Annotated in this window: 14 protein-coding genes and 2 pseudogenes; 7 read left to right on the forward strand and 9 right to left on the reverse strand. The window is 66.7% G+C overall.

The window, feature by feature from the left end; translation table 11 throughout:
• From AX690_RS10885 to AX690_RS10895, 3 genes are all read left to right on the forward strand, one after another.
• Positions 1 to 1027: acyl-CoA dehydrogenase family protein (locus tag AX690_RS10885; protein WP_066730371.1), on the forward strand; the 1027-nt coding region annotated here is incomplete at its 5' end.
• A gap of 256 nt (positions 1028 to 1283) precedes the next feature.
• Entirely contained in the window at positions 1284 to 1577 is a 294-nt protein-coding gene (locus tag AX690_RS10890) for an antitoxin of toxin-antitoxin stability system (protein WP_066682807.1), read from the forward strand.
• The gene (locus tag AX690_RS10895; RefSeq protein ID WP_066682806.1) at positions 1574 to 1858 is read left to right on the forward strand and encodes a type II toxin-antitoxin system RelE/ParE family toxin; all 285 of its coding nucleotides are present in this window, start codon (positions 1574 to 1576) and stop codon (positions 1856 to 1858) included. The genes AX690_RS10890 and AX690_RS10895 overlap by 4 nt, the downstream gene beginning before the upstream one ends.
• A gap of 70 nt (positions 1859 to 1928) precedes the next feature.
• On the opposite strand, the pseudogene AX690_RS10900 reads toward AX690_RS10895, so the two are convergent.
• The 7 genes and pseudogenes from AX690_RS10900 to AX690_RS10930 all read right to left on the reverse strand — a co-directional run bounded on the left by AX690_RS10900 (position 1929) and on the right by AX690_RS10930 (position 11579).
• A pseudogene (locus AX690_RS10900) lies at positions 1929 to 3475 on the reverse strand (amidase).
• A 184-nt stretch (positions 3476 to 3659) separates the two neighbouring features.
• The gene (locus AX690_RS10905) at positions 3660 to 4448 is read right to left on the reverse strand and encodes a thioesterase family protein (RefSeq protein ID WP_066682804.1); all 789 of its coding nucleotides are present in this window, start codon (positions 4446 to 4448) and stop codon (positions 3660 to 3662) included.
• Between the two features lie 50 nt (positions 4449 to 4498).
• On the reverse strand, positions 4499 to 6538 hold the full coding sequence (locus AX690_RS10910) for a S9 family peptidase (protein WP_066682803.1): 2040 nt from the start codon (positions 6536 to 6538) through the stop codon (positions 4499 to 4501).
• An 84-nt stretch (positions 6539 to 6622) separates the two neighbouring features.
• Positions 6623 to 6820: a hypothetical protein gene (locus AX690_RS10915; RefSeq protein ID WP_066682802.1), complete on the reverse strand. Its 198-nt coding sequence runs from the start codon at positions 6818 to 6820 to the stop codon at positions 6623 to 6625.
• A 150-nt stretch (positions 6821 to 6970) separates the two neighbouring features.
• The gene (locus AX690_RS10920; RefSeq protein ID WP_066682801.1) at positions 6971 to 9193 is read right to left on the reverse strand and encodes a S9 family peptidase; all 2223 of its coding nucleotides are present in this window, start codon (positions 9191 to 9193) and stop codon (positions 6971 to 6973) included.
• A gap of 74 nt (positions 9194 to 9267) precedes the next feature.
• Positions 9268 to 10155, reverse strand: coding sequence for a polysaccharide deacetylase family protein (locus AX690_RS10925; protein WP_369798201.1), 888 nt, complete (start codon positions 10153 to 10155; stop codon positions 9268 to 9270).
• 182 nt (positions 10156 to 10337) lie between these two features.
• On the reverse strand, positions 10338 to 11579 hold the full coding sequence (locus AX690_RS10930; protein WP_066682800.1) for an SGNH/GDSL hydrolase family protein: 1242 nt from the start codon (positions 11577 to 11579) through the stop codon (positions 10338 to 10340).
• Positions 11580 to 11868: 289 nt separating this feature from the next.
• On the opposite strand from AX690_RS10930, the gene AX690_RS10935 reads away from it, so the two are divergent.
• Positions 11869 to 12201: an EF-hand domain-containing protein gene (locus tag AX690_RS10935; protein ID WP_066682799.1), complete on the forward strand. Its 333-nt coding sequence runs from the start codon at positions 11869 to 11871 to the stop codon at positions 12199 to 12201.
• 5 nt (positions 12202 to 12206) lie between these two features.
• Here AX690_RS10935 and lepB read toward each other — a convergent pair whose 3' ends face one another.
• Together lepB and AX690_RS10945 are read right to left on the reverse strand one after the other, a co-directional pair.
• Positions 12207 to 12974, reverse strand: a complete 768-nt coding sequence (gene lepB, locus AX690_RS10940; RefSeq protein WP_066682798.1) for a signal peptidase I — start codon at positions 12972 to 12974, stop codon at positions 12207 to 12209.
• Positions 12975 to 13132: 158 nt separating this feature from the next.
• Positions 13133 to 15442: a TonB-dependent receptor gene (locus AX690_RS10945; RefSeq protein WP_066682797.1), complete on the reverse strand. Its 2310-nt coding sequence runs from the start codon at positions 15440 to 15442 to the stop codon at positions 13133 to 13135.
• Between the two features lie 225 nt (positions 15443 to 15667).
• On the opposite strand from AX690_RS10945, the gene ettA reads away from it, so the two are divergent.
• The 3 genes and pseudogenes from ettA to AX690_RS10960 all read left to right on the forward strand — a co-directional run.
• Positions 15668 to 17335: an energy-dependent translational throttle protein EttA gene (gene ettA / locus AX690_RS10950; RefSeq protein ID WP_066682796.1), complete on the forward strand. Its 1668-nt coding sequence runs from the start codon at positions 15668 to 15670 to the stop codon at positions 17333 to 17335.
• Positions 17336 to 17511: 176 nt separating this feature from the next.
• Positions 17512 to 21366 carry a calcium-binding protein gene (locus AX690_RS10955; RefSeq protein WP_066682795.1) on the forward strand — a complete coding sequence of 1285 codons (3855 nt, stop codon included), beginning with the start codon at positions 17512 to 17514 and terminating at the stop codon, positions 21364 to 21366.
• 29 nt (positions 21367 to 21395) lie between these two features.
• Positions 21396 to 22730: pseudogene (locus AX690_RS10960) on the forward strand (calcium-binding protein); the annotation flags it as partial.

Below are 22730 nucleotides of genomic sequence, written 5' to 3' on the forward strand. Positions count from 1 at the left end.
GGCCATGACGGTCGGCACGCCGATCCAGTCGGTGATCTTTGGCCAGGAAGAGACCAAGGCCGGCCTTGGCTACGGCTACTTCACGATCGGTCTCGGCATGTGCGTGCCGACCGTCATGGCCTTCGCCGACGGCGAGACCAAGAAGCGCTTCGTCGGCCCGGCCGTGCGCGGCGAGGAGATCTGGTGCCAGCTGTTCTCCGAACCGGCCGGCGGCTCGGACGTCGCGGCGCTCCGTACGCGTGCGGTCAAGGACGGCGACGAGTGGGTGATCAACGGCCAGAAGGTCTGGACCACCGGCGCCCACTATTGCGACTACGGCATCCTGCTGACCCGCACGGACCCGGATGTGCCCAAGCACAAGGGTCTGACCATGTTCTGGATCGACATGCGCGACGCCGCCGTCGAGTGCCGGCCAATCCACCAGATGTCCGGCGGCCGCGAGTTCAACGAGGTCTATTTCACCGACCTGCGCGTCAAGGACAGCCAGCGCCTGGGCGAGGTCGGCGACGGCTGGAAGGTGGCCCTGGTCACCCTGATGAACGAGCGCCTGGCGGTCGGCGGCTCGGCCGGCCCGAACTATCGCGAGATCATGAAACTGGCGCGCCAGCTGTCGGGCGTCGCCGGTCCGGCGCTGAAGGACCAAGGCTTCCGCGACAAGCTGGCCGACTGGTACGTCCAGTCCGAGGGGCTGAAATTCACCCGCTTCCGCACCATGACCGCCCTATCGCGCGGCCAGACCCCGGGACCGGAAAGCTCGATCGGCAAGATCATCTCGGCCAACCAGCTGCAGGAGCTGGCCAACACCGCCGTGGAGATGGAGGATCAGTACGGCATCCTCGTCGATCCCGACCAGGCCCCGGCCGAGGCGGCGTTCCAGCAAAGCCTGATGTGGGCCCCGGGCCTGCGCATCGCCGGCGGCACGGACGAGATTCTGAAGAACATCATCGCCGAACGGGTGCTGGGCCTGCCGGGCGATGTCCGCGTCGACAAGGACGTGGCGTTCAAGGACATGCCGACGGGGCGGTGAGGGGATGGGCCTCTCCGGCGAGCGCCGGGGAGGTCCGGTTTCTGACCTGAGAGCTAAGAACGCTTGCAATCCTGGGCGGACGTCAAACAGACCTTGGGCATGACCGCTCTCGGCTCCGGCAGAGGCTCTGTGCTCCTCCCGATGCGGAACATCGGGCGATGAGGGAAGAACGAACGGGCGCGGCCGCGTCCGGCGCTAGCCTGAGGCGTATGAAAGACGTATATACGTTTTCATCGCCTGGCGCGGAGAGCGACTGATGGCCAAAGACGCGGTCTTCACCATGAAGCTTGAGCCCCAGTTACGTGACGCCTTCATCGCCGAGGCGCAGGCGGTCGATCGGCCAGCCTCGCAGATCGTGCGCGACCTGATGCGCGACTACGTCCAGCGCCAACGCGATCAGCGCGATCATGACGCCTTTGTCCGCGCCAAGGTCGAGGCCGGTCGCCGCGACCGCGTCGCGGGCCTGGACCAGTCGAACGACGAGGTGGAAGCCGAATTCGCCACGCGCCGCCTCGCGCTCGAGGGAAAGGCGGGTGAGGTGCGGGGGTGAACGTCCGCTGGACGGCTTCGGCCCGATTGGATCGTCTCGACATCATGGACTACATCGCCGCCGAGAATCGGCGGGCGGCCGCGCGCATGGACCAGCTGTTTTCCGATGCGGCGTCGTCCCTCGCCGAGTTCGCGATGAGGGGCCGCCCTGGGTTGGTCGCGGGAACCCGAGAACTCTTCCCTCACGAATCCTACCGTCTGGTCTACGAAGTCGACCGCGACACGGTGTGGATCCTTGCGCTGCTCCACGCCTCGCGGCAGTGGCCGCCACTTCGCGAATAGACCGTCACTAGACTTCCCGTCTAACCGGCAAGCATTTGGCGCTGGGCCTCATCGCGCCAGAGCTTTTGCCCTACGGCGCGATCGTCTTCAGGAACGTCGGCGGCTTGCGGTGGCGGGTCGCCTGTTCGTAGGCGTAGCCCAGGTTCAGCAGCAGCTTCTCGCTCCAGGCCGGGCCGATGAAGGAGAGGCCCACCGGCAGGCCGGTGACATCGCCCATCGGCACGGTCAGGTGCGGATAGCCGGCGACGGCGGGCAGGGTGGTGGCCGAGCCGCCGTAGTTGTCGCCGTTCAGCGGATCGATGGTCCAGGCCGGACCCGTGGTCGGGGCGACGATGGCGACGGCGCCGGTGTCTTTCAGGATCTTGTCGATGCCTTCGGGACCGGCCAGCCGCTTGGAGTCCGCTAGGGCCTTCAAGTAGTCGGGATCGCTCAAGCCCTTGGTGTTCTCCGACTGCTCGAAGCGCTCCTGGCCGAACCACTCGAACTCCTTCGGAGTGGCCTTGTTGAAGGCGATCAGGTCGGCCAGCGTGCGGGCCGGGACCTTCTGCGGGTCGGTCGAGGCCAGATAGGCGGCCATGTCGGCCTTCAGCTCGGTGTAGAGCACCACGCCCTCGGCCTTGCCGATCGGGCCTTCGTCGAAGTCCTTCACGTCGACCAGGGTCGCGCCCTGGGCCTGCAGTTCTTTCAGCGCCCGCTCGAACACCGCGTCGGTCTTGGGCGAGTAGCCGGTGTAGAAGCGCGCCACGGCCAGCTTCACGCCCTTCAGGGCGTCCTTGGAGAGACCCTTGGCGTAGTCGGTCTTGCGGGCGTCGGCGTCCTTGGTGGCCGGATCGGCGGGATCGGAGCCGGCGATGATGGTCAGCACCTTGGCGGCGTCCTCGACCGTGGTGGTCATCGGGCCGGCGGTGTCCTGGCTGTGGCTGATCGGCACGATGTGGGTGCGCGAGACGAGGCCGACCGTGGGCTTCAGGCCCACCAGGCCGTTGATCGCGGCGGGGCAGGTGATCGAGCCGTCGGTCTCGGTGCCGATGGCCAGGGGCGCCAGGCCCGCCGCCACCGCCGCGCCCGAACCGCTGGACGAGCCGCAGGCGCTGCGATCCAGGACGTAGGGATTGCGCACCGTGCCGCCGACCGCGCTCCAGCCGCTGATCGACTTGTTGGAGCGGATATTGGCCCATTCCGACAGGTTGGCCTTGCCCAGGATGACGAGGCCGGCGTCGCGCAGCCGCTTGGCCACCGGCGCGTCGCGGCCGGTGATGTTGTCCTTCAGGGCCAGCGAGCCGGCGGTGGTGGGCAGAGGGTCGGCGCTCTCGATATTGTCCTTCAGGAGGATCGGAACGCCATGGAGCGCCGAGCGGACCTTGCCGGCCTTGCGCTCGGCGTCCAGCGCCTTGGCGTCGGCGAGGGCATTGGGATTGGTGGCGATCACCGCGTGCAGCGTCGGGTTCTTGGCCTGGATCGCCGCCAGCGCCGCCTTGGTCGCGTCTTCCGCCGACTGAGCATGGGCGGTTCCGGCGAGCAGGGCCAGGGCGGCCGCGCCGGCCAGGCAGGCGATCTTGGTCATGGACGTTTCCCCCTCACGCGGGCCGCGACTCCGGCGGCCAAGGCGGGGAGCATGGGGGCAGAATTCCGCGTTCGCCAAGAGGCGCGAGCTTCTCCAAATCCGATTTTCCCGGCGAATGCCGGGACCCAGATCGAACCCACCGAAGTGGCGGTGACCGCTTGGTCGATTGGCGAGAAACCTCAAGCCGCTCCGGATGTATCTGGGCCCCGGCATTCGCCGGGGAGGTCGGAGTCTAGCCTAGACGAACACCGCAACATTCTGCCGCGCCAGGATCAGCGGGCGGCCCTTGGCGTCCCACAGATGCATCTCCTGGGTCGAATAGCCATGGCCGATGGTCTCGGCGCGGCTGCGCAGCAGGCGCCAGCCGTCGTCGTTCTGGTCAGGCAGGCCGACCACGTCCAGCGACCAGGTCATGGTCGAGACCGGGCCGAATTGGCGGAACAAGGTCATGGCCGGCGGAGGCGGGGCGTCGCCCAAGGCGATCAGGGCCGACAGCGAGGTCGCGGCGGGATCCCGGTGGCGGATCCACAGCAGATACTCCGGCGGCTCGCCCGAACCCGGCCGCCCGCCCCCCGCCACGCGGAAATCGAACTGTCGCACGAAGCTGGGCGCCATGCTGGCGTCGCCCTTGTGGAACGGCTCGCACTGGTCGGGCGGCGCGACGACGGGGCAGGGGACGTCCTCGTAGGACAGGTGCGACTCGCGGGCCGCGCCGAAGGTCAGGGTGGCGTGGGTGGCCACGCCCTGTTCGCCCAGCAGGTCGACGCCGGCGAACAGGGTCGACTTGCCCTGGCGCAGCGTCCTGACCGCGATCGACAACTCGCCCGCCGCCGGGCCGACGAAAGCGAACTGGCCCGAGCGCAAGGGCGGGGCGTCCGGAAAAGCCCGCTGGGCGGCCTCGACGCACAAGGCCGCCGAGAGGCCGCCATAGGTGGTGCGGCCCTGCTTCCAGTCGTCGGTGACGTGGGCGGTGAAGCCGGCGTCGGTGGCGACGACGCCGGCAAGCAGTTCGGAGTAGCTTGTCATTTGGAGAGGTTCGTTTTCTTTCGCTACGGAAGTCAACGCCTCTCCATGCGCTATTTCGCCGCCAACGCCTCCCGCAGGCCCGGTGTGAAGTCCGCGCCAGCTTTCACCTGGGCCGTCGAGGGCTTGAGGGCGTCCCCGATCGGCTCGGAGCGCCCGCCAAGGCAGCCTTTCAGGAACTGCTCGGTCACCGCGTTGAAGGCGATGTTGTTTTCAGGCCGGGCGAAGCCGTGGCCCTCGTCCGGGAACAGGACATAGGTCACCGGAATGTTCTTGGCCTGCATGGCGGCCACGATCTGGTCGGACTCGGCCTGGTTCACGCGCGGGTCGTTGGCGCCCTGGCCGATCAGCAGCGGCTTGGTGATCGCCCCGGCGCGATAGACGGGCGAGCGATCCTTGAGCAGGGCCACGCCGGCGGGCGTCGTCGGATCGCCCATGCGCTTGTAGAACTGCTGCTTTCCAGCCTCCCAATAGGGCGGAATGGTCTTCAGCAGGGTCTCGAGGTTCGAGGGGCCCACGATGTCGACGCCGCAGGCGAAGGTCTCCGGCGTGAAGGTCAGGCCCACCAGGGTGGCGTAGCCGCCGTAGGACCCGCCCATGATCGCCGTCTGCCTGGGGGCGGCGACACCATTGGTTTCGGCCCATTTCACGGCGTCGATGAGGTCATCATGCATCTTGCCGGCCCACTGCAGATTGCCGGCGTTGATGAAGTCCTTCCCGAAGCCCGTGGACGCCCGATAGTTCACCGACAGCACCGCGTAGCCCCGGTTGGCGAGCCACTGATGGTAGCTGTGGTATCCGTAGGCGTCGCGTGCCCAAGGGCCGCCGTGGACGAACAGGACCATCGGCGCGGGCTTGTCGGCCTTGCCGTCGCCATTGGCGTCCGCCCCTGGCGGCAAGGTCAGGTACGAGACCAAGGTCAGGCCGTCGCGCGCCTTGATCTCGACGGGATGCATCGGCTGGAGCGGCAGACCTTCCAGTTCGGGGCGCGAGACGAACAGCTTGGTCAGGGCCTTGGCCTTGCGGTCATAGAGATAGGTCGCCGAAGGCGCGCTGACGGGGTCCACCGCGACGGTCCAAAGGTCGTCGGCGTCGGTGCGCGACGTGACGCCGATCTCGCCCTTCAGCTCGCGTTGCAGGAAATCGAGATCGGCCTTCACGGCCGGATCGACGGCGGTCCAGGTGTTGCGAAGATAGTTCACGGCGTAGGCTTGGACCGCGCCCGTCTTGGGATCGGCCAGGATCTGGCCGATGTCGGCCTTGGCGTCCTGCGCCACGATCTTGGTCTGGTCGCCCTCCTGAGCGACGAGGGCCGCCGTGTTTCGGCCGCGCGAGTCCAGCCAGTACAGCGTCTTGCCGTCGGTGGTGAAGCCCAACGCCGCGGTGGTCAGGGAGTCGTCGAGACCGTAGCTGACCACCGGTGTCGCCTCGACCTTATCGCCGGCCATCCGGTAGTATTCCGCCCCGCCGTCCGGGCGCGCCTTTTGCGCCAGGCGCAGGGTCAGGGTCTCGTCGGCGACGAAGCCGGCATAGCCCTCGTTCTTGAACACCATCTTCAGCTCGCCGGTCTTGAGGTCCAGGCTGTGGACGTCGTGCCAGCGCGGGTCGCGGTTGTTGAGACCCACCAGGATGCGGTCTTTGACTTCCCGGCTTATGCCCAGGATCTGGGCGCGGGTCTTTTCGAAGGGGGTGAGGGCGCGCTGAACGCCGGTGGCGACATCCACGCCATACAGCAGGAAATTCTCGTCGCCGCCCTTATCGTTGATGAACAGGATGGACGACGAGTCCGGCGACCAGAAGAAGCTGCGGATCGGCCGCGTCTTCTCGCTGGTAAGCGGTTTGGCCTGGCTGGGGTCGGACCGGGGCGCGACCCAAATGTTCATCACGCCGTCCCTGGGCGCGCCCCAGGCCAGCCATTTGCCGTCCGGGCTGATCAGGCCTCGACCGCGGCTGGGATTGCCGAACAGTTTCGCCCGTTCGATCAGGGGCGTCGATGCGACCGTCTGGGCGGCCGTCTGCGAGACTGTCTGGGCCTGGGTGACTGAGGGCAGGATCGCCAGCGCCGCGACGGCGGCGAAGAACACTGTGCGCATGAGGGGCTCCCCGAGTGGAGCTCAACTCTGGGCGCCCGCGTCAGAACGCGCAAGTTACGAACGTTTTAAGCCGGCGGCGTTTGATCAGTGGAGCGTCGGCGAGGCGTCGATCCAGGCGTCAAGCGATCGAGCGTCGGCTTCTTCCTCGACCGCCATTTCCTCCAGGAGGACGGCGGCCAGCAGCCATTCCTGCAGATCGTCCTCGGTCGCGGTCCCGTTCTCGAGGGCTTCCTTGACGGTCTCGATCAGCCATTCGACGGCGTCAGCGTGGGTCTTGCTCATGGTCTTGCCTCACAACCTGAGGACAAGAGTAATGGTTAAGACACTTGAAGGCCCTGCGACATGGGGTCTTACCGGCGCCGCACGTCGCCGCACGTCGCCGCAGGGCCCGCGAAGGACCCGCGCGGCCTAAACCGCGCGGGGATCTGCCGCCTACTGGCCGCCCTTCAGCTTGCGGTCGAAGAAGTCGAGGTGGGTCTTCAGCACGCTGAGGCCCTTGGACTTGCCGCTGCCGGCGCTGTGGCGCTCGCCGGGGTACAGCGCCATCTCGAACGGGACCGCCTTCTTCTGCAGGGCCGCCATCACGCGGGTGCTGTTTTCGAGGATCACGTTGTCGTCGGCCATGCCGTGCAGCAGCAGCAGGCTGCCGGGCTTCAGCTTATCCAGGCGGGTGTTGATGTCGGCATAGGCGTAGCCGGCCTTGTTCTCGTCCGGCTTGCCCATGTAGCGCTCGGTATAGGCGGTGTCGTAGAGGCTCCACTCGGTCGGCGGCGCGCCGGCCGCGCCGGCCTTGAACGGGGTGTTCTCGGCCGTCATCAGCATCAGGGTCATGAAGCCGCCGTACGACCAGCCCATCACGCCCAGCTTGTCCGGGTCGACATAGGGCAGGCTGGCCAGGAACTTGGCGCCCTGCAGCTGATCCTCGACCTCGACCGTGCCCATGCGACGATCCAGAGCGCGCTGGAACTTGGCCGAGCGATTGCCGCTGCCGCGGTTGTCCAGCTTGAAGATCACATAGCCGGCTTCGAGATAGGTGCGCTCGGACGGGCTCTGCCAGCTCTTCATCACGCGCTGGGCGTGCGGGCCGCCATAGACCGAGACGATGGCCGGATACTTCTTGGCCGGATCGAAATTGGTCGGCTTGAGGATCTCGTAGTGAAGGGTCTCGCCGTCGGCGGTCTTCAGCGTCCCGAACTCCGGAACCGGCAGGGTCGAGGCGTAGGGCCAGTACGGATGACCCTCGGCCAACTTGTTCTCCTCGATCCATCGCACGCGCTTGCCGTCGGCCGCGTAGAGCGCGGTCTGGGGCGGGGTCTTGGGATCGCTGTAGGACGCCGCGAAGGCGCCGCCGGTGCTGGCGACCTTGGCCGACCACCAGCCGCCGGCCGGCGTCAGGGCCTTGGGCTTGCCGGGCTTGGCGTAGCTGACTTCGTACAGGCGGCGCTCCAGCGGCGTGTCCATCGAGGCGGCGAAGATCGCCACCTTGCGCGCTTCGTCGACGCCTTCCAGGGCCGAGACCGGCCAGTCGCCCTTGGTGATCTGGGCGATCAGCTTGCCGTCGGCGGCGTAGCGATAGAGGTGGCGGTTGCCGTCCTGCTCGGACGACCACAGGAACGAGCCGTCCTTCAACGGCTGGAAGTCGTCGGCGACCTCGATGTAGTGCGGGTCGGTCTGGGTCAGGATCGTGCGACCCTTGCCGGTCGCCGCGTCGAAGGCGATCAGGTCCAGGGTCTTCTGGTCGCGCGTCAGGCGCTGGACATAGACGGTCTTGCCGTCGGCCGACCAGTCGACGCGGGCGAGATAGATGTCCTTGTTCGCGCCAAGATCCAGCGCGGCCACCTTGCCGGAAGCCAGGTCGCGGACGAACAGCTCGACCACGGCGTTGGGCCGGCCGGCGCGAGGGTAGCGCTGGTTGACGATGGTCGCGCCGCTGGGGCCGATGTCGGCGCGCGGCACGATGTCGACGCCGCTCTCGTCGACGCGGGTGTAGACGATGCGCGCCTCGTCCGGGCTCCACCAGTAGCCGGTGAAGCGGTCGAGCTCTTCCTGGGCGATGAACTCGGCGGTCCCGAACGACAGGGCGTCCTTGCCCTCGGTGGTCAGGGCCGTCTCGGTCCCGCCGGTCGCCGGCTTGATATAGAGGTTCTGGTCGCGGACGTAGGAGACGTAGCCGCCCTTGGGCGAGACCTTGGCGTCGACCTCGTCGCCCGGGGTCTCGGTCAGGCGCGTGACCTTCCCATCGGCGACCGCCGCGAGATAAATATCGCCATCTAGCGGCGCCAGGATGAAGCGGCCTTGCTTGTCCCAGCTGTATTCGACGATGCCGCGGGTGGCGGCGACGCGAGCGCGTTCGCGGCGGGCCTTCTCGGCCTCGGAGAGCTCTTTGTTACCCGAGGACAGGGCCGCCGAGTCGATCAGGCGGTAGGGCTCGCCGCCCTTCACGTCGGCCGCCCACAGGTCCTGGACGTTGGCGGCGTCGGGCTTGGCCTTCAGATAGGTGACCCGCTTGCCGTCCGGCGACAGCGCCACGCCCTTGGCCGTGGGACCCGAAAGGCTGGGATCGGCGAAGATGCGTTCGGGGGTGAGTTTTTCCGCCAGGGCGGGGGAGGAGAGGGCGAGGACGGCCGCGAGCGCCGTGAGCGAGGGCGTTTTCATGGCGCGGGACGCTATGCGGGCGCGCCGCGGTTGTCAGCAGCGAAGTTGTTTCAGGCTTGAAACGCGCAGAGGCGCTAACGGCAGAAGCTCGCTAGCGCCTCAAGGTCCACCGGCTTGGGCGGGACAGGCAAGCCCTTGGCCTTCAGCGCATTGTCCAGCGTGGTGGGCTGGGGCGGCAGGCTGGGATCGACGTCCGTCCTGTAGAACGGATGCTTCTCGGCCTTCTTGAGCGTCGTGAACTCAAAGCCCTTGTCGCGATAGAGCTGGAACAGGCGCGGCGCCAGACGGGCGTCCAAAGCCCCCGCGTGCATCAGCAGCACATAGGGGATGTCCTTGCCGTACAGGGTTTTGGCCATGGCGCGGGAGCGATCCGCCATGGCGGCCGCGCCGTCCAGATAGCGCTTCTCCAACTCGGCGATGGCGGCCTCGTCGCCCTTGGCCGCGCAGCGGGCGTAGGGCTCGTTGAAGGCCCAGTCGTCGAAGCTCATGGTCACGCTGGCGATCTTGTAGTGGTTGGCCGCCAGCCATTGGCGCACGGCCAGCTTCTTCTCGGGCGTGTCGCCTTCCGACAGGAACGGATAGCGCAGCCAGCGCCAGTCCTTGCCGCGCATCAAGTCCTTCAACATGGGCTCGTTCTGGGCGATCTCGGCCGTGAACTGCTCGGGCGTCAGGGCGGCGAGGTTCGGGTGCGACCAAGTGTGGTTGCCCAGCGGCTGGCCCGCGTCGCGCCACATCTTCAGCACGGGCGCCGAGGCGGGCTCGCGCTCGGTCTGGACGCCGTTGATGAAGCCGAAGGCGGGCGCCTTGGCGTCGGCGGAGGCCTTCAGCAGGTCGGCCGCGATCTGGACCCGCGTGACTCCGGGCGGCAGGGCGCTGTGGGTGGGCAGATCGTCCCAGGTGACGGCGATCACCGGCTTGGGCGAGGCGTGGGCGGCGGTGGCGGCGAGGGCCAGTCCGATCAAGCTTCCCCACCTTCCGACCTCCCCGGCGAATGTCGGGGTCCAGATCGAACCCAGGGGGCCAACGGCTTTGGCTTTGGTTTTCGGCGCGAGCACGTCTGACCCTCCGGATGACTCTGGCCCCCGGCAGGAGTTTACGCTCGGGCGCGCGAAGCGTGACCCGTGGCGCCGGGGAAATCGGATTCTTATCGCGCCTCGAAGAGCGAGAGCGGAATGGCCTCCGCCATCGCCTTGTAGCCCGCCAGGTTGGGATGCAGGCCGTCGTTGTCGTAAGCCGCCAGCAGGTGGGTCGGCCTGGCCGGGTCGCGCAGGGCCTTGTCCCAGTCGATGACGCCGTCGAAGTTGCCCGGCGCGCGGATGAAGGCGTTGATCGCCTGGCGGTCGGCCTCGCTCTCTGGGCCGGGGTGATAATAGGCCGAGCCGCCATAGGGCAGGATGGTCGCGCCGATCACCTTGATCCCTCGAGCGCGGGCGCGGTCGATCATCTGGCGGTAGGCGGCGATCACCTGCTCGACCACGGCCTTGTGGGCCTCGGGCGTCGCGGGAGCCTCGCGAGTCAGCGTGCCGAGGTCGTTGACGCCCTCCAGCAGGACGAGATGGGTGACACCCGGCTGGCTCAGCACGTCGCGCTCGAACCGCGCCAGGGCGTTGGGACCCAGGCCGTCGAGCAGCACGCGGTTGCCGCCGATGCCCAGGTTCAGGACCGCGAGATCCTTGCCCTTCAGCCGCTCGATCAGGGCGTCGGTCCAGCGCAGGTTGGTGTTGGGCTGGACGCCGTAGCCGTCGGTGATGCTGTCGCCGAAGGCCACGATCGCGCCGGCCTTCTTGGCGGTCGGGACCACCTCGACGCCCGCGATCTGGAACCAGCGGTCGGCGGTCTTGGCGCCGGGCAGATCCGCGTCCGCCACGTGGTCGCCGGCCAAGACGTACGAGGTCGCGCGCGAGCCGGGGTGGCCGGTCTGGACGTCGGGCGCTTCGACATAGCGCAGGCTGATCGCCAGGCTGGTCAGCGGCGCGACCTTCAGGGCGACGGGATCGGACCAGTATTCGGCGCCGGCCGGAATGGTCACGTCCGTACGGCCCGAGAAGGTGAGGGCGCGGTCGGTCTCGGGCTTGATCCGGGCGCTGTCGAGCGCGGCGGAGACCGCGACGTGCGCGGCCTTGATGGTCAGCGGCCGCGTGCCAAAGGTGTTGGACAGGCGCACCCGCAGCTTGTCGCCGCCCAGGCTCAGTCGCACGATCTGGCGCAGGGTGGCGTCGCGATAGTCTTCGGGAGCAAGGCTGTTCTTGGCGTCCGGCGCCAGCTGGGCGCTGGCCCAGGCGCCGACCCAGCGCTCTCGCGCCTCGGCGGCGTGAGCGCCCAGCGGCAGGGCCATGGCGAAAGACAGGGCCAGGACGGCCAGCGATCGACGCGTACGCAACATCATCAGCGTTTCTCTCCCACTCCGCCTGAAGCGGTAGCGGTAACATTGGTATGACCTCTTCGCCGGGCCGTAAAGCGGTGGGAAAATTTTCTGCGCTCTGCGGCGCCTCGCCGCATAGGAATCGCTTGCAATCGCACCCGTGTTAGCGCTAACAACAACCCGTGAGGCGCCGATCGCCTCTGCCCTTCCTGGGCGTTTCCTCCCTATGAACTTTCAGCCCGGTCGTTTGGCCGGGCTTTTCTTTTGCGCCGCGCGGCTCGAATATGGCGGTCCGAAACGTCGGAGACGCTCCATGCCCCTCGGCAGGCCGCCCAAGAAGACCGAGACCCTCGAGATCCGCCTGCCGCCCGAGACCAAGGCGGCGTTCATGGCGCGCTGCCAGGGTGCGCGGCGCACCGCCAGCGAGGCGTTGCGCGACTTCATCGAACAGGACCTCCGCGCGCCGACGACAAACCGCCGTCGCAGCCTGGCTTGGCGTATCGCCGCGGCGGCTCTGGCCGGCTTGGCCGTGGGCGCCGTAGCCGCGCCCTCGCTCGCCCGGCCGTCCGCCTCGGATGCGGCGTTCCAGCGCCTGGACGCAAATCATGACGGCGTCCTCAGCCTCGACGAGTTCAAGGCCCACTGAAGCGTTTAGCGGATCGGCCGGGCGAAACGGTTCCACTGCAGGTTCAGCCAGGTCCACGGTTTGTAGACCGCCGCGCCCGGTTTCCATGACGCCAGCACCAGCTCGGCCTTGCCCACGATGTTGTCGGCCGGCAGCAGGCCGACGCCCAACTCGCGGGGCCAGCGGCTGTCCAGAGAGTTGTCGCGGTTGTCGCCCATCATGAAGTAGCGGCCTTCGGGCACGACATAGACGTCGGTGTCGTCGCCCGGCTGGCCCACGCCGCCGTCATAGGTGACATAGGACCGGCCGTCGGGCTGACGCTCGCGGACTTCGAGCACCTGGCGATACGGATCGTCATGATCCTGGACCACGGTCATCGGCGTCTGGGGCAGGGCCGCGCCATTGACGAACACCTGGCCGCCACGGACCTGGATGCGGTCGCCGGGCAGGCCGATCACGCGTTTGATCCAGGTCTGGCTGGGATCGCGCGGCAGGCGAAAGACCACGACGTCGCCGCGCTCGGGCGCGCCGCCCAGCAGGCGGCCGTCGGGCAAGGGCGGGTTGAAGGGCAGGGAGGCGCGGCTCCAGCCATAGGCGAACTTCGAGACGATGATGTAGTCGCCGACGACGAGGCCAGGCTCCATCGAGGAAGAAGGGATCGTGAAGGGCTGGAACAGCACGATCCTGAAGAGCAGGGCGATCGCAAGGCCGGCCAGTGTGGTGCGGACGATCTCCAGGATCTCGGACTTGGCGGTCGGCGAGGTCTGGGCGGAGGATGTGAGCGTGTCGGTCATGCCGCCAGTTGGCGCGAGCGGCGTCCTTCCCGCCAGCGCAACCGCGTCCGGACAGGCCGCAAATCGTGTCCGGACAAAAAGAAAGGGCCGGACGACGCGCGCCCGGCCCAAGTCATAGAGGGAAGGAAGATCGGGGGCCTTGAGGGCCCCCGAAAGGATCAGAAGCGCTTCTTGACCGACAGGTAGGCCTGGCGCGGCGGGGCCGGCAGGACGGTCATGGCTTGGCCGTTCGGATCGCTGTTGACGAAGCCGCCCGAGCCGATGGTCGAGATGTAGTCCTTGTCGGTCAGGTTGGTGACGTTGACCTGGACTTCCAGGCCCTTGCCCCAGCCTTCCTCGGCGAAGCGATAGCCCAGGGTCAGGTCCGCCACCGTCGTCGACGGAGCCTGACCGCCGATGTTCTCGTAGGTGTAGTAGCGCTTGTCGGTATAGGCGACGCCCAGCTTGCCGAAGAAGCCGGCCTGGTCGAACGCGATCTCGCCCTTGAAGATGTTCTTGGGCGTGTTCACGACGGTCTTGCCCTTGGTGCGGGCTTGGACCTTGCCGTCCTGGGAGACGACGTCGCTCTCATACTTGGAGTCGTTGTAGGTATAGGCGCCATACAAGCTCCAGGCGTCGGTCAGACGGTACGTACCGGCCAGTTCCACGCCCTTGGTCTCGACCGAACCGACGTTCGACAGCACCGGGGCGTTGCCCTCGATCGCGGCGCCTTGGGCTACCGCCAGCAGGCGGTTGTCGAAGGTCACGTGATAGACCGCCGCTACGCCTTGGAATCGTTCGGTGCGATAACGACCGCCCAGTTCGAACGTCTTGGAGCTTTCCGGCTCAAGGGTCCTGGCGATGTAGTTGACGCGGTCTTGGTTCTGCGAGGCGAACGGGCCCGAGGTGGCCGCCGAGACATAGGCGCCCATGTTCTCGGTGTAGCCGCCGAACACTTCGAAGTCAGGCGTGGCTTTGTAGACGAAGCCGACCTGAGGCAGGAAGTTGTCCTTGCTCTCGATCTCGCCGGCCAGCGGATTGCCCACCACCGTCTTGACGTTGTTGGTGACCTTGATCGCCTTGAAGCCGAAATTGACCTTCAGGGCGTCCGTCAGGGTCCACTCGTCCTCAATGTGGCCGGTCGTGGTCTTGGTCTCGAACGCGTACTGCCACTGGGTGAAGAACGGGTTCGACTGGAAGTCCAGCGGATTGCGCGACGGGGCCGCGGCGGTCTCGGCGTAGAAGCGGCGCGCCTGGTTGAAGTGGTTCACTTCATGCCAGAAGCCGCCGCTGACGCGGTGCGCGCCCACGTCGATCGTCAGGCCGGCGGTCAGGCCGCCGCGGTCGATGTCATACTCTGTGGTGCGGATCGACAGCGGCGCGGCGGTCGAGCCGGCGGTCCCGAAGCCAGGGCTGGCGAGGTACGGCGTGTACCACAGGCCCTGGCCCTTGTTCTTGTGCTGATAGGCGGTGGCGTCCAACGTCACGCGGTCGGTGATGTCGAGGTTCAGCTTGGCGCCGTAGAGGTCGTCGTTACGCACGCCAGCGCCGGCGTAGTAGGCGTCGTCGACCGTCTTGAACGGGGCGGGCAGGGCGGTCGAGGTCTGGTAGGCGTTCGCCGCGGCGATCGCCAGGCCCCAGTTCGGCCGGGTGTTATCCCAGTTGCGGCCCAGGCGCTTGATCATGTCGAACGACAGGTCCTGGTAGTCCTGCTCGCGGCGTTCCGAGCGGTGGTAGAAACCCGTCAGGTCGCCGCGCTGGCCCAGCGGCATCACGACTTTGGCGTCATACTGGCGCTGCTTCTGCTCGCCGCCGCCCTTCCATTTGTCGGCTTTCTGGTCGGCGACCGAGATGTAGCCGCGCAGGCCGCCCAGCTGCTCGATCGCGCCGGTTTCGAAGCGGCCGAAGACACGGTGCATGTTGTCCGAACCGCCGGTCAGGTCCAGCTCGCCGCCCATCGCTTCGGACGGATCGCGCGAGAAGAACTGCAGCGTGCCGCCCAGGTTCGAGGTCGAGGCGGTGCCGAGCGCGCCGGCGCCTTGGGCCAGCTCGACGCGGCCGATGTTTTCCGAGGCGATGGCGCGGCTGATGTGCAGGCCGTTGTGGTTGCCATAGCTCATGTCGCCCAGCGGCACGCCGTCCAGGGTGAAGCCCAGCTGGTTCTGGTTGAAGCCGCGGATCGAGATGCGGGTCGACCACTCGTAGGCGCCGAACGCGTCGGCCGACTGGAAGGTGACGCCGGGCAGCTTGTCGATCGCCTTCAGCGCGCTCGTGCCGGCCGCCTGCAGGCCGATCGCGTCGCTGTTCAGCGTCTGGATCTGGCGGCTCTGGCCTTGGCCGATGATGATCAGGGCGTCGACTTCGGAACTGTCGGCGGGCGCGGCGGCGGGCGTCGCGGCGGCGTCGGCCTTGTCGTCGGCGAAGGCCGGCGCGACGGCCGTGAGGAGGACGAGCGCGGCGGCGCCCAGAAGCATCTGGTTCTTTTTCATTGTCAGAATCCCCTTGTCCGACGCGGATCAGCCTCGGATCAGAGCCCGGCTAACAAGGGTCGGCGACGCGCAAGCGACGGTTCCATGTCGGATAGTCGACACTCGCGCGACGAAACGATGAAAGTCGCGGCGGCGGGAATTCCCGGCCGCGATTGCGCGAAGCGGCCCGGACCGCTATTTCAGCGGCCAATTCCCGAAACCCCGTCCAGCGAGAACGCGAGCCTCATGGCGCAGCAATATATTTTCCAGATGCAGGGCCTGACCAAGGCCTATCCCGGCGGCAAGAAGGTCTTCGAGAACATCTGGCTGTCGTTCTACTCCGACGCCAAGATCGGCGTTGTCGGCGTCAACGGCTCGGGCAAGTCGACCCTGCTGAAGGTGATGGCCGGCCTCGACCAGGAGTTCTCGGGCGAGGCGCGCGCCGCCGATGGCATCAAGCGCGGCTACCTCCCGCAGGAGCCGCAGCTGGATCCGAACCTGGATGTCTGGGGCAACGTGATCGCCGACTGCGAGGACAAGAAGGTCTTCGACAAGTACAACGAATTGGCGGCCAAGCTCGGCGAGGACTACTCCGACGAGCTGATGGAGGAGATGACCAAGCTCCAGGAGATCATCGACGCCAAGGATCTCTGGGACATCGACTCCAAGATCGAAATGGCGATCGACGCCCTGCGCTGCCCGCCCAACGACGCCAACATCGAAAAGCTGTCGGGCGGTGAGAAGCGCCGTATCGCCCTGGCGCGCCTCCTGCTCAGCAAGCCCGACATGCTGCTGCTCGACGAACCGACCAACCACCTGGACGCCGAGTCGGTGGCCTGGCTGCAGCACCACCTGGAAGAGTTCCCCGGCTGCGTGATCCTGGTCACCCACGACCGCTACTTCCTGGACCAGGTCACCAAGTGGACGCTCGAGCTCGATCGCGGCAAGGGCATCCCCTACGAGGGCAACTACTCGGGCTGGCTGGAGCAGAAGCAGAAGCGCGTCGTCCAAGAGCAGTCGGAATCGGAAGCCCGCCAGCGCGCGCTCACCCGCGAACTGGAATGGGTCCGTTCGGGCGCCAAGGCCCGTCAGGCCAAGTCGAAGGCTCGTCTGGCCGCCTACGAGAAGATGGTCGCCGACCAGGAGAACGCCTCCAAGGCCCAGACCTACGCCCACATCCAGATCCCGCCCGGCCCGCGCCTGGGCAATGTGGTGCTGGAAGTGAACGGCCTCGAGAAGGAATACGGCGACAAGGTCCTGTTCAAGGACCTGACCTTCAAGCTGCCGCCGAACGGCATCGTCGGCGTCATCGGCCCGAACGGCGCGGGCAAGTCCACGCTGTTCAAGCTGATCACCGGCCAGGAACAACCCGACGCCGGCACGATCAAGCTCGGCGAGACGGTGAAGCTGGCCTATGTCGACCAGTCGCGCGACGCCCTCGATCCGAACAAGACGATCTGGGAAGAGATCAGCGGCGGCACCGATGTGATGATGGTCGGCAAGCGCGAGATCAATTCGCGCGCCTATGTCGGCAGCTTCAACTTCAAGGGCGGCGACCAGCAGAAGAAGGTCGGCCTGCTGTCGGGCGGTGAGCGCAACCGCGTGCACCTGGCCAAGACGCTCGCCGCCGGCGGCAACCTCGTGCTGCTCGACGAACCGACCAACGACCTGGACATCGAGACCCTGCAGGCCCTGGAAGAGGCGCTGGAAGAGTTCGCCGGCTGCGCCGTGGTCATCAGCCACGATCGCTGGTTCCTGGACCGCCTGGCGACCCACATCCTGGCCTTCGAAGGCGACAGCCACGTCGAGTGGTTCGAGGGCAACTTCGAAATGTACGAAGAGGACAAGAAGCGCCGCCTGGGCGCCGACAGCCTCATCCCGAAGCGCATCAAGTTCCAGAAGTTCGCGCGGTAGGGGCGCTCGGATCTCCCAAGGTTTCGAAGAAAGGGCGGCGGCGTGAGCCGCCGCCCTTTGCCTTTGGACATGGCGCGATTGACGAGACCTCAGGATTTAGGGCACTGCTAAGCTCAATTTTAGGTGGCGTTGTGCTCGTGGATGGTGTCGCGCCAATGGTGTCTTGAGGTCCCGATATGACGTACTGGAGCGGCGCCAGCGGTGACGACGTCTATCAGGCCGGTCCCGGTGACGACGAACTGCACGGCCTGGGCGGAAACGATAACCTAGCCGGCGGCGACGGCGCGGATCTCATGTACGGCGAGGACGGCGACGACTCGCTCTACGGCGAAGGCGGCAACGACACCCTGCACGGCGGCGCTGGCGCCGACGGACTGAACGGCGGGCTGGGCGACGACTTCCTGTACGGCCAAGCCGGGGACGACGTTCTGGTCCTGGCGCCAGCCGTGATCGGCGACGCGATCGGAACCGACTATCTCGACGGCGGCGACGGAGTCGACCTCCTGCAGCTGGCCTTCATTCCAACCGGCGTGACCATCAACCTGGCCCAGACGGCCCAGCAGACCCTGGCCTGGTGGGGCATAACGGTGACCCTGGTCAACATCGAGAACGCAACGGGGACCGATTTCGACGACCGTCTGTACGGCGACAGCAAGAACAACCTACTCGTCGGCTACGGCGGCAACGACTACATGGACGGCTCAGCCGGCGACGACCGCCTCTCGGGTGGGTTCGGCGACGACCAACTGCACGGCGGCGAGGGCGACGATCGTCTGGCCGGTGACGAGGGCAACGACTGGCTATATGGGCTCAGCGGGGTCGACGGACTGTATGGCGGCGATGGTGACGACTATCTGCTAGGCGGCTACGGCGCGGACATCATCGACGGAGGGAACGGCGTCGACACCTTGGTGGTGGAGGCCGATGGCGGTGGGGCGGACGTCCTGTTCGGCCAGGCCGGCGCCGACACCTTCGTGATCAACGCCTATAGCTATGAGAAGAGCAGCTATCTGGGCGCAGTGGATACGATCGCCGACTTCTCAGCGGCGCAGGGCGACAAGCTCAGCATTAACTACAACGACTACAGACGTCTGACGTGGTACGGCGCTATAGCGACCGCTGGCTTCAGCCTGACCGAAGGACAGGCTCTAGACAGTCCGGCGGGAAGTTCGGCGATCGGCCTGTGGACGTGGACTAACAGCAACGTCACCTATCTGATCGTCGACACCAACGCGAACCAGAAGCTGGATGCCAATGATGTCGTCGTGGCGTTCAACGGCTCGCCTTCGCTGAGCATTGCGTCGTTCAAGGCCTACAGCGGCATCGCCTCGACCGGAACGGACGGGGGCGACAACTGGACCGGCACGGCGGATCCGGACTTCTACTACGGCCTCGGGGGCAATGATCAGATCTCGGGAGGCGCCAGCTATGATACGCTATACGGCGGCTCCGGCGACGACACGATCGATGGCGGCGACGGCTCCGACACGCTGTACGGCGGCGCGGGCGGCGACATCCTGCATGGCGGCGCTGGCAACGACACCCTGCTCGCTGGAGATGAGAACTACCCGATCGACCTGACGAGCGAGGCGGGCACGGTCAACCAGCTTTACGGTGACGCCGGCGACGACACCCTGCGCGCGGGCGCCGGCAGGGACCTGCTCGACGGCGGCGACGGGAACGACACGTTGTATGGCCGCAGCGACGACGTTCTGCGCGGCGGGGCGGGCGACGACGTTCTGCGCTTCGAATCCGGAGACAAGAACGGCGTCGCCGACGGGGGAGCCGGCAACGACCTGTTCTGGCTGGCCAGCGGCGGCCACACCTATACCGGCGGGTCCGGGGCCGACAGCTTCAACGATGTTTTCCTGCGCGACTGGAATACGGGCGGCGTCAGCACGATCACCGATTTCAACGCCGGGGAGGGTGACCGCCTAGCGATGAGCCGGTTCGGGACATCCGTCTTTCGGGGCCAGGTGGACAATCCGAACTTCGAACTGAAGGTCGGCCAGGTCTTCTCGTCCAGCGACTACGGATACGAATTCACCCAGTTCTGGACCTGGTCGAGTGGCGGCTACACCTATCTTATGGTTGACACCGACCAGTCGGGAACCCTGACGTCCAGCGACAGCGTCGTCCGCTTCACGGGCGCGGTCACGCTGGGCGTCGACGCTTTCATCGAGAACTCGTTCTCCAAAGCGATCTTCGGGACCCAAGCCGCCGACATCTTCCAGGGCACGAGCGGTCAGGACGTCTATTACGGCGTCGATGGCGACGACCAAATCCACGGCGGCGACGACTACGACCAGCTGTTAGGCAACGACGGCGACGACCAGATCTGGGGCGACGGCGGGTCCGACGTCCTGTACGGCGGCGCGGGCGACGACGTAATCCACGGTGGTGAAGGCAACGACACCATCTATGGCCTGTCGTTGGGCGGGTATAGCGCGGAGGACGCCAGCGACAAGCTGTACGGCGACGGTGGCGACGACTCCCTCACCGCCAACTCAAACCGCGCTGAGCTGCACGGCGGCGATGGCAATGACAGCCTCTACGGCGGCGCGCTGCTCTATGGGGAGGCCGGCAATGACACGTTGACGGGTGGCGCGAACGCCACCCTGTATGGCGGCGACGGCGACGACAGGCTGTCGTCGGGCAGCGCCTACAACGGCGCAAACACCCTGTATGGTGGCGCGGGTCGTGACACCCTCTATGGATCGTCCGGCGTCGACACCGTCTACGCCGACTCGGCCGACTACACCGTGCAGACCGGCTATGGCGACGACATCATCTACCTCGCCCGGGCGCAGGTGGGGGATATCACGGGCGAGCTCGCCATCGCTGCGGGGCAGGGCGCCGACCGGATCGCGGTCTCCGATGATTTGGCCAACACGGTCGCGATCACGATTTACGGCGAAGACCAGGTCGACCTCTTCGACCTGAGCGCGGCCAAGGCGAAGGTCACCGTGAACCTTGGCCTCGCCGGCGCCCAGCAGACGGGAATGGGCCTGTTCACGCTGTCGTCGGTGGAGAATGTCACCGCCGGCGCCTTCGGTAGCCAGCTGACCGGGGGCAAGGGCGTGAATCTACTGCGAGGCGGCGCGGGCGAGGACGTGCTGCGCGGCGAGGGCGGGGATGACATCTTGGACGGCGGCGCGGGCAGCGACACCGCCGAATATTCCGGAACCTCCAATGACTACGCCTGGCTGCGCAACGCCGATGGCTCGTGGTGGCTCAGCGATCTGCGCCAAGGTTTCGCGGACGGCATCGACACCCTGAAGAACATCGAAACCCTGAAGTTCTCGGACAGGAGCGTAGCCCTGACGGCGAACTCTCTGAGCGCGCCGGTGGAGACGGCCTTCTCGGCCATCCTGCGGGCGCCCGTCTCGGCGCCGTCGCAAGAGGCGGGATCGAAGATCGTCACCGACTCGTTGCTGGCCGGCGCCAGCCAGACCAAGGCGATCGGGGCGGTGATCCGGGCCGCTGGCGCCACTACTTCCGTAGCGTCACTGGCCTACGAGTTCTTCACCGGTAAGGTGCCGGGCGAAGCGGGGATCGACTATCTGGTCTCGCCGACAGGTCCCAACGCCAACAACCTCAACAGCACCTATTACCAGTCGTTCAATCTTGAGAACCGCTACATCAACTTTGCGGTCAACCTGGGTAAGGTGGGCGAGGCGAAGGACGCGTTCGCGGCGAAGTATGGGGCGTTGAGCTTCGTCGAAGCGACGCGCGAAGCGTACAAGACCATCTTCGGCGCGGCGCCGACGGACGCCAAAATCCACGCCATGATCGACAGCCGCGTCGATTATTTCGCGGCGTATGGCGGCGATGGCCCTAACGGCGTGGGGACCAAGGCGGCCATGGTCGGCTGGCTGCTGGCCGAGGCGCAGAAGGCCGACTTGGGCGTGATGGTGCGCTCCAACGACGCCTGGTTGACCGACCTCGCCGACGGCTCGGCCCCCTTCGCCATCGACATCCTCGATCCGGCCAAGGGCTATTACAAGGCCGACTTCATCTTCGGCGGCTAGGCCGCGCATCCCCCATCTGGAGCACTGACGTGGCCATAATCCAGGGAACCGTCGCCGCCGACACGCTGGTCGGCGGGCCGGACAGCGACGAAATTCGCGGCGGCGCCGGAAATGACGTCATCTCCGGCCTAGCGGGCAACGATCAGCTTTACGGCGAGGCCGGCGACGACACGATCGACGGCGGCGACGGCTTCGACATCATCCAAGGCGGTGATGGCGGCGATACCTTGCGTGGCGGCGCCGGCAATGACCAGATCATCGCCGGGGGCGGCGACGGCGCGCAGATCGACGCCGGAACGGTCAACTATCTCTACGGCGAAGCCGGCGACGACTCCCTGGCCGGCTCTGCCGGCCGCGATGTCCTGGATGGCGGCGACGGCAACGACAATCTGCGGGGCGGGCGCGGTGACACCCTGCTGGGCGGAGACGGCGACGACAGGCTTTCCCTGGACGGCTATGGAGACGCCGGCCCGACCGGCCGTATTGACGGCGGCGCGGGCAACGACTCGCTCACGGGCTATAACGACGCGGACGTGATGTATGGCGGCGCCGGCAACGACTCCTTCTGGGGCGGCAGCGGCGGCGACACCCTTTACGGTGGCGACGGCAATGACTCGTTCTTCGCCGATGGCATGTCGGGATCCGGCATGCCAGGGGACGCGGGCTCGACCAATTACCTTTACGGCGAAGCGGGCAACGACAATTTCTACGGGGGCGCCGGCGTCGATATCATGGACGGCGGCGCCGGCGACGACGTCATACAGGGATGGGCTGGCGACACCCTGCTCGGCGGCGACGGCGATGACACGCTCGTCCTGACCCCGACTTTCATGGGCGCGCCCATCGACACTACCGGTGTTCTCGACGGCGGAGCAGGCGATGACAAGATCACGCTGCACGAGGGCGCCTACAAGGTCACCGGTGGTTCGGGCGCAGATCTGATCGAGAATGTTTCAGGGGTCTGGGGCAAGGGTTATTCGACGGTCACCGACTTCAAGGTGTCGGAAGGCGATCGCCTGAGTCTGGGCCAGACCTATCCGGGCTATGACCGGAAGGTCTTTAGGGGCTCCATCGAAAACCCCAACTTCTCTCTTCGGCCGGGCCAGACCTTCTCGAGCAAGGACTATGGACCGGGCTTCCAGCAGGTGTGGACCTGGACCGATGGGGGCGACACCTACCTCCTGTTCGACGCGGACGGCTCGGGAAAGCTGTCCGACGCCGATATCGTTATGCGGTTCTTGGGGCTGAGTTCCCTGGATATCAGTGCATTCGTCCCGTCAACCTTCGTGCTGAAGCTCGAAGGGACTGACGGCGCCGTTGCCGCCATAGAGGGCGTCATTGCCAGCAGCTCCGTGCAGGAGGTC

It is taken from the genome of Caulobacter sp. CCH9-E1, assembly GCF_001556515.1.
GTDB lineage: Bacteria > Pseudomonadota > Alphaproteobacteria > Caulobacterales > Caulobacteraceae > Caulobacter.

Bases quoted from the DNA above. Each gene is read 5' to 3' on its own strand.
- AX690_RS10890 (WP_066682807.1), top strand. From the start codon at position 1,284: ATGGCCAAAGACGCGGTCTTCACCATGAAGCTTGAGCCCCAGTTACGT.
- AX690_RS10935 (WP_066682799.1), top strand. From the start codon at position 11,869: ATGCCCCTCGGCAGGCCGCCCAAGAAGACCGAGACCCTCGAGATCCGC.
- AX690_RS10915 (WP_066682802.1), bottom strand. From the start codon at position 6,820: ATGAGCAAGACCCACGCTGACGCCGTCGAATGGCTGATCGAGACCGTC.
- lepB (WP_066682798.1), bottom strand. From the start codon at position 12,974: ATGACCGACACGCTCACATCCTCCGCCCAGACCTCGCCGACCGCCAAG.
- AX690_RS10905 (WP_066682804.1), bottom strand. From the start codon at position 4,448: ATGACAAGCTACTCCGAACTGCTTGCCGGCGTCGTCGCCACCGACGCC.
- AX690_RS10945 (WP_066682797.1), bottom strand. From the start codon at position 15,442: ATGAAAAAGAACCAGATGCTTCTGGGCGCCGCCGCGCTCGTCCTCCTC.
- AX690_RS10930 (WP_066682800.1), bottom strand. From the start codon at position 11,579: ATGATGTTGCGTACGCGTCGATCGCTGGCCGTCCTGGCCCTGTCTTTC.
- ettA (WP_066682796.1), top strand. From the start codon at position 15,668: ATGGCGCAGCAATATATTTTCCAGATGCAGGGCCTGACCAAGGCCTAT.
- AX690_RS10910 (WP_066682803.1), bottom strand. From the start codon at position 6,538: ATGCGCACAGTGTTCTTCGCCGCCGTCGCGGCGCTGGCGATCCTGCCC.
- AX690_RS10920 (WP_066682801.1), bottom strand. From the start codon at position 9,193: ATGAAAACGCCCTCGCTCACGGCGCTCGCGGCCGTCCTCGCCCTCTCC.
- AX690_RS10955 (WP_066682795.1), top strand. From the start codon at position 17,512: ATGACGTACTGGAGCGGCGCCAGCGGTGACGACGTCTATCAGGCCGGT.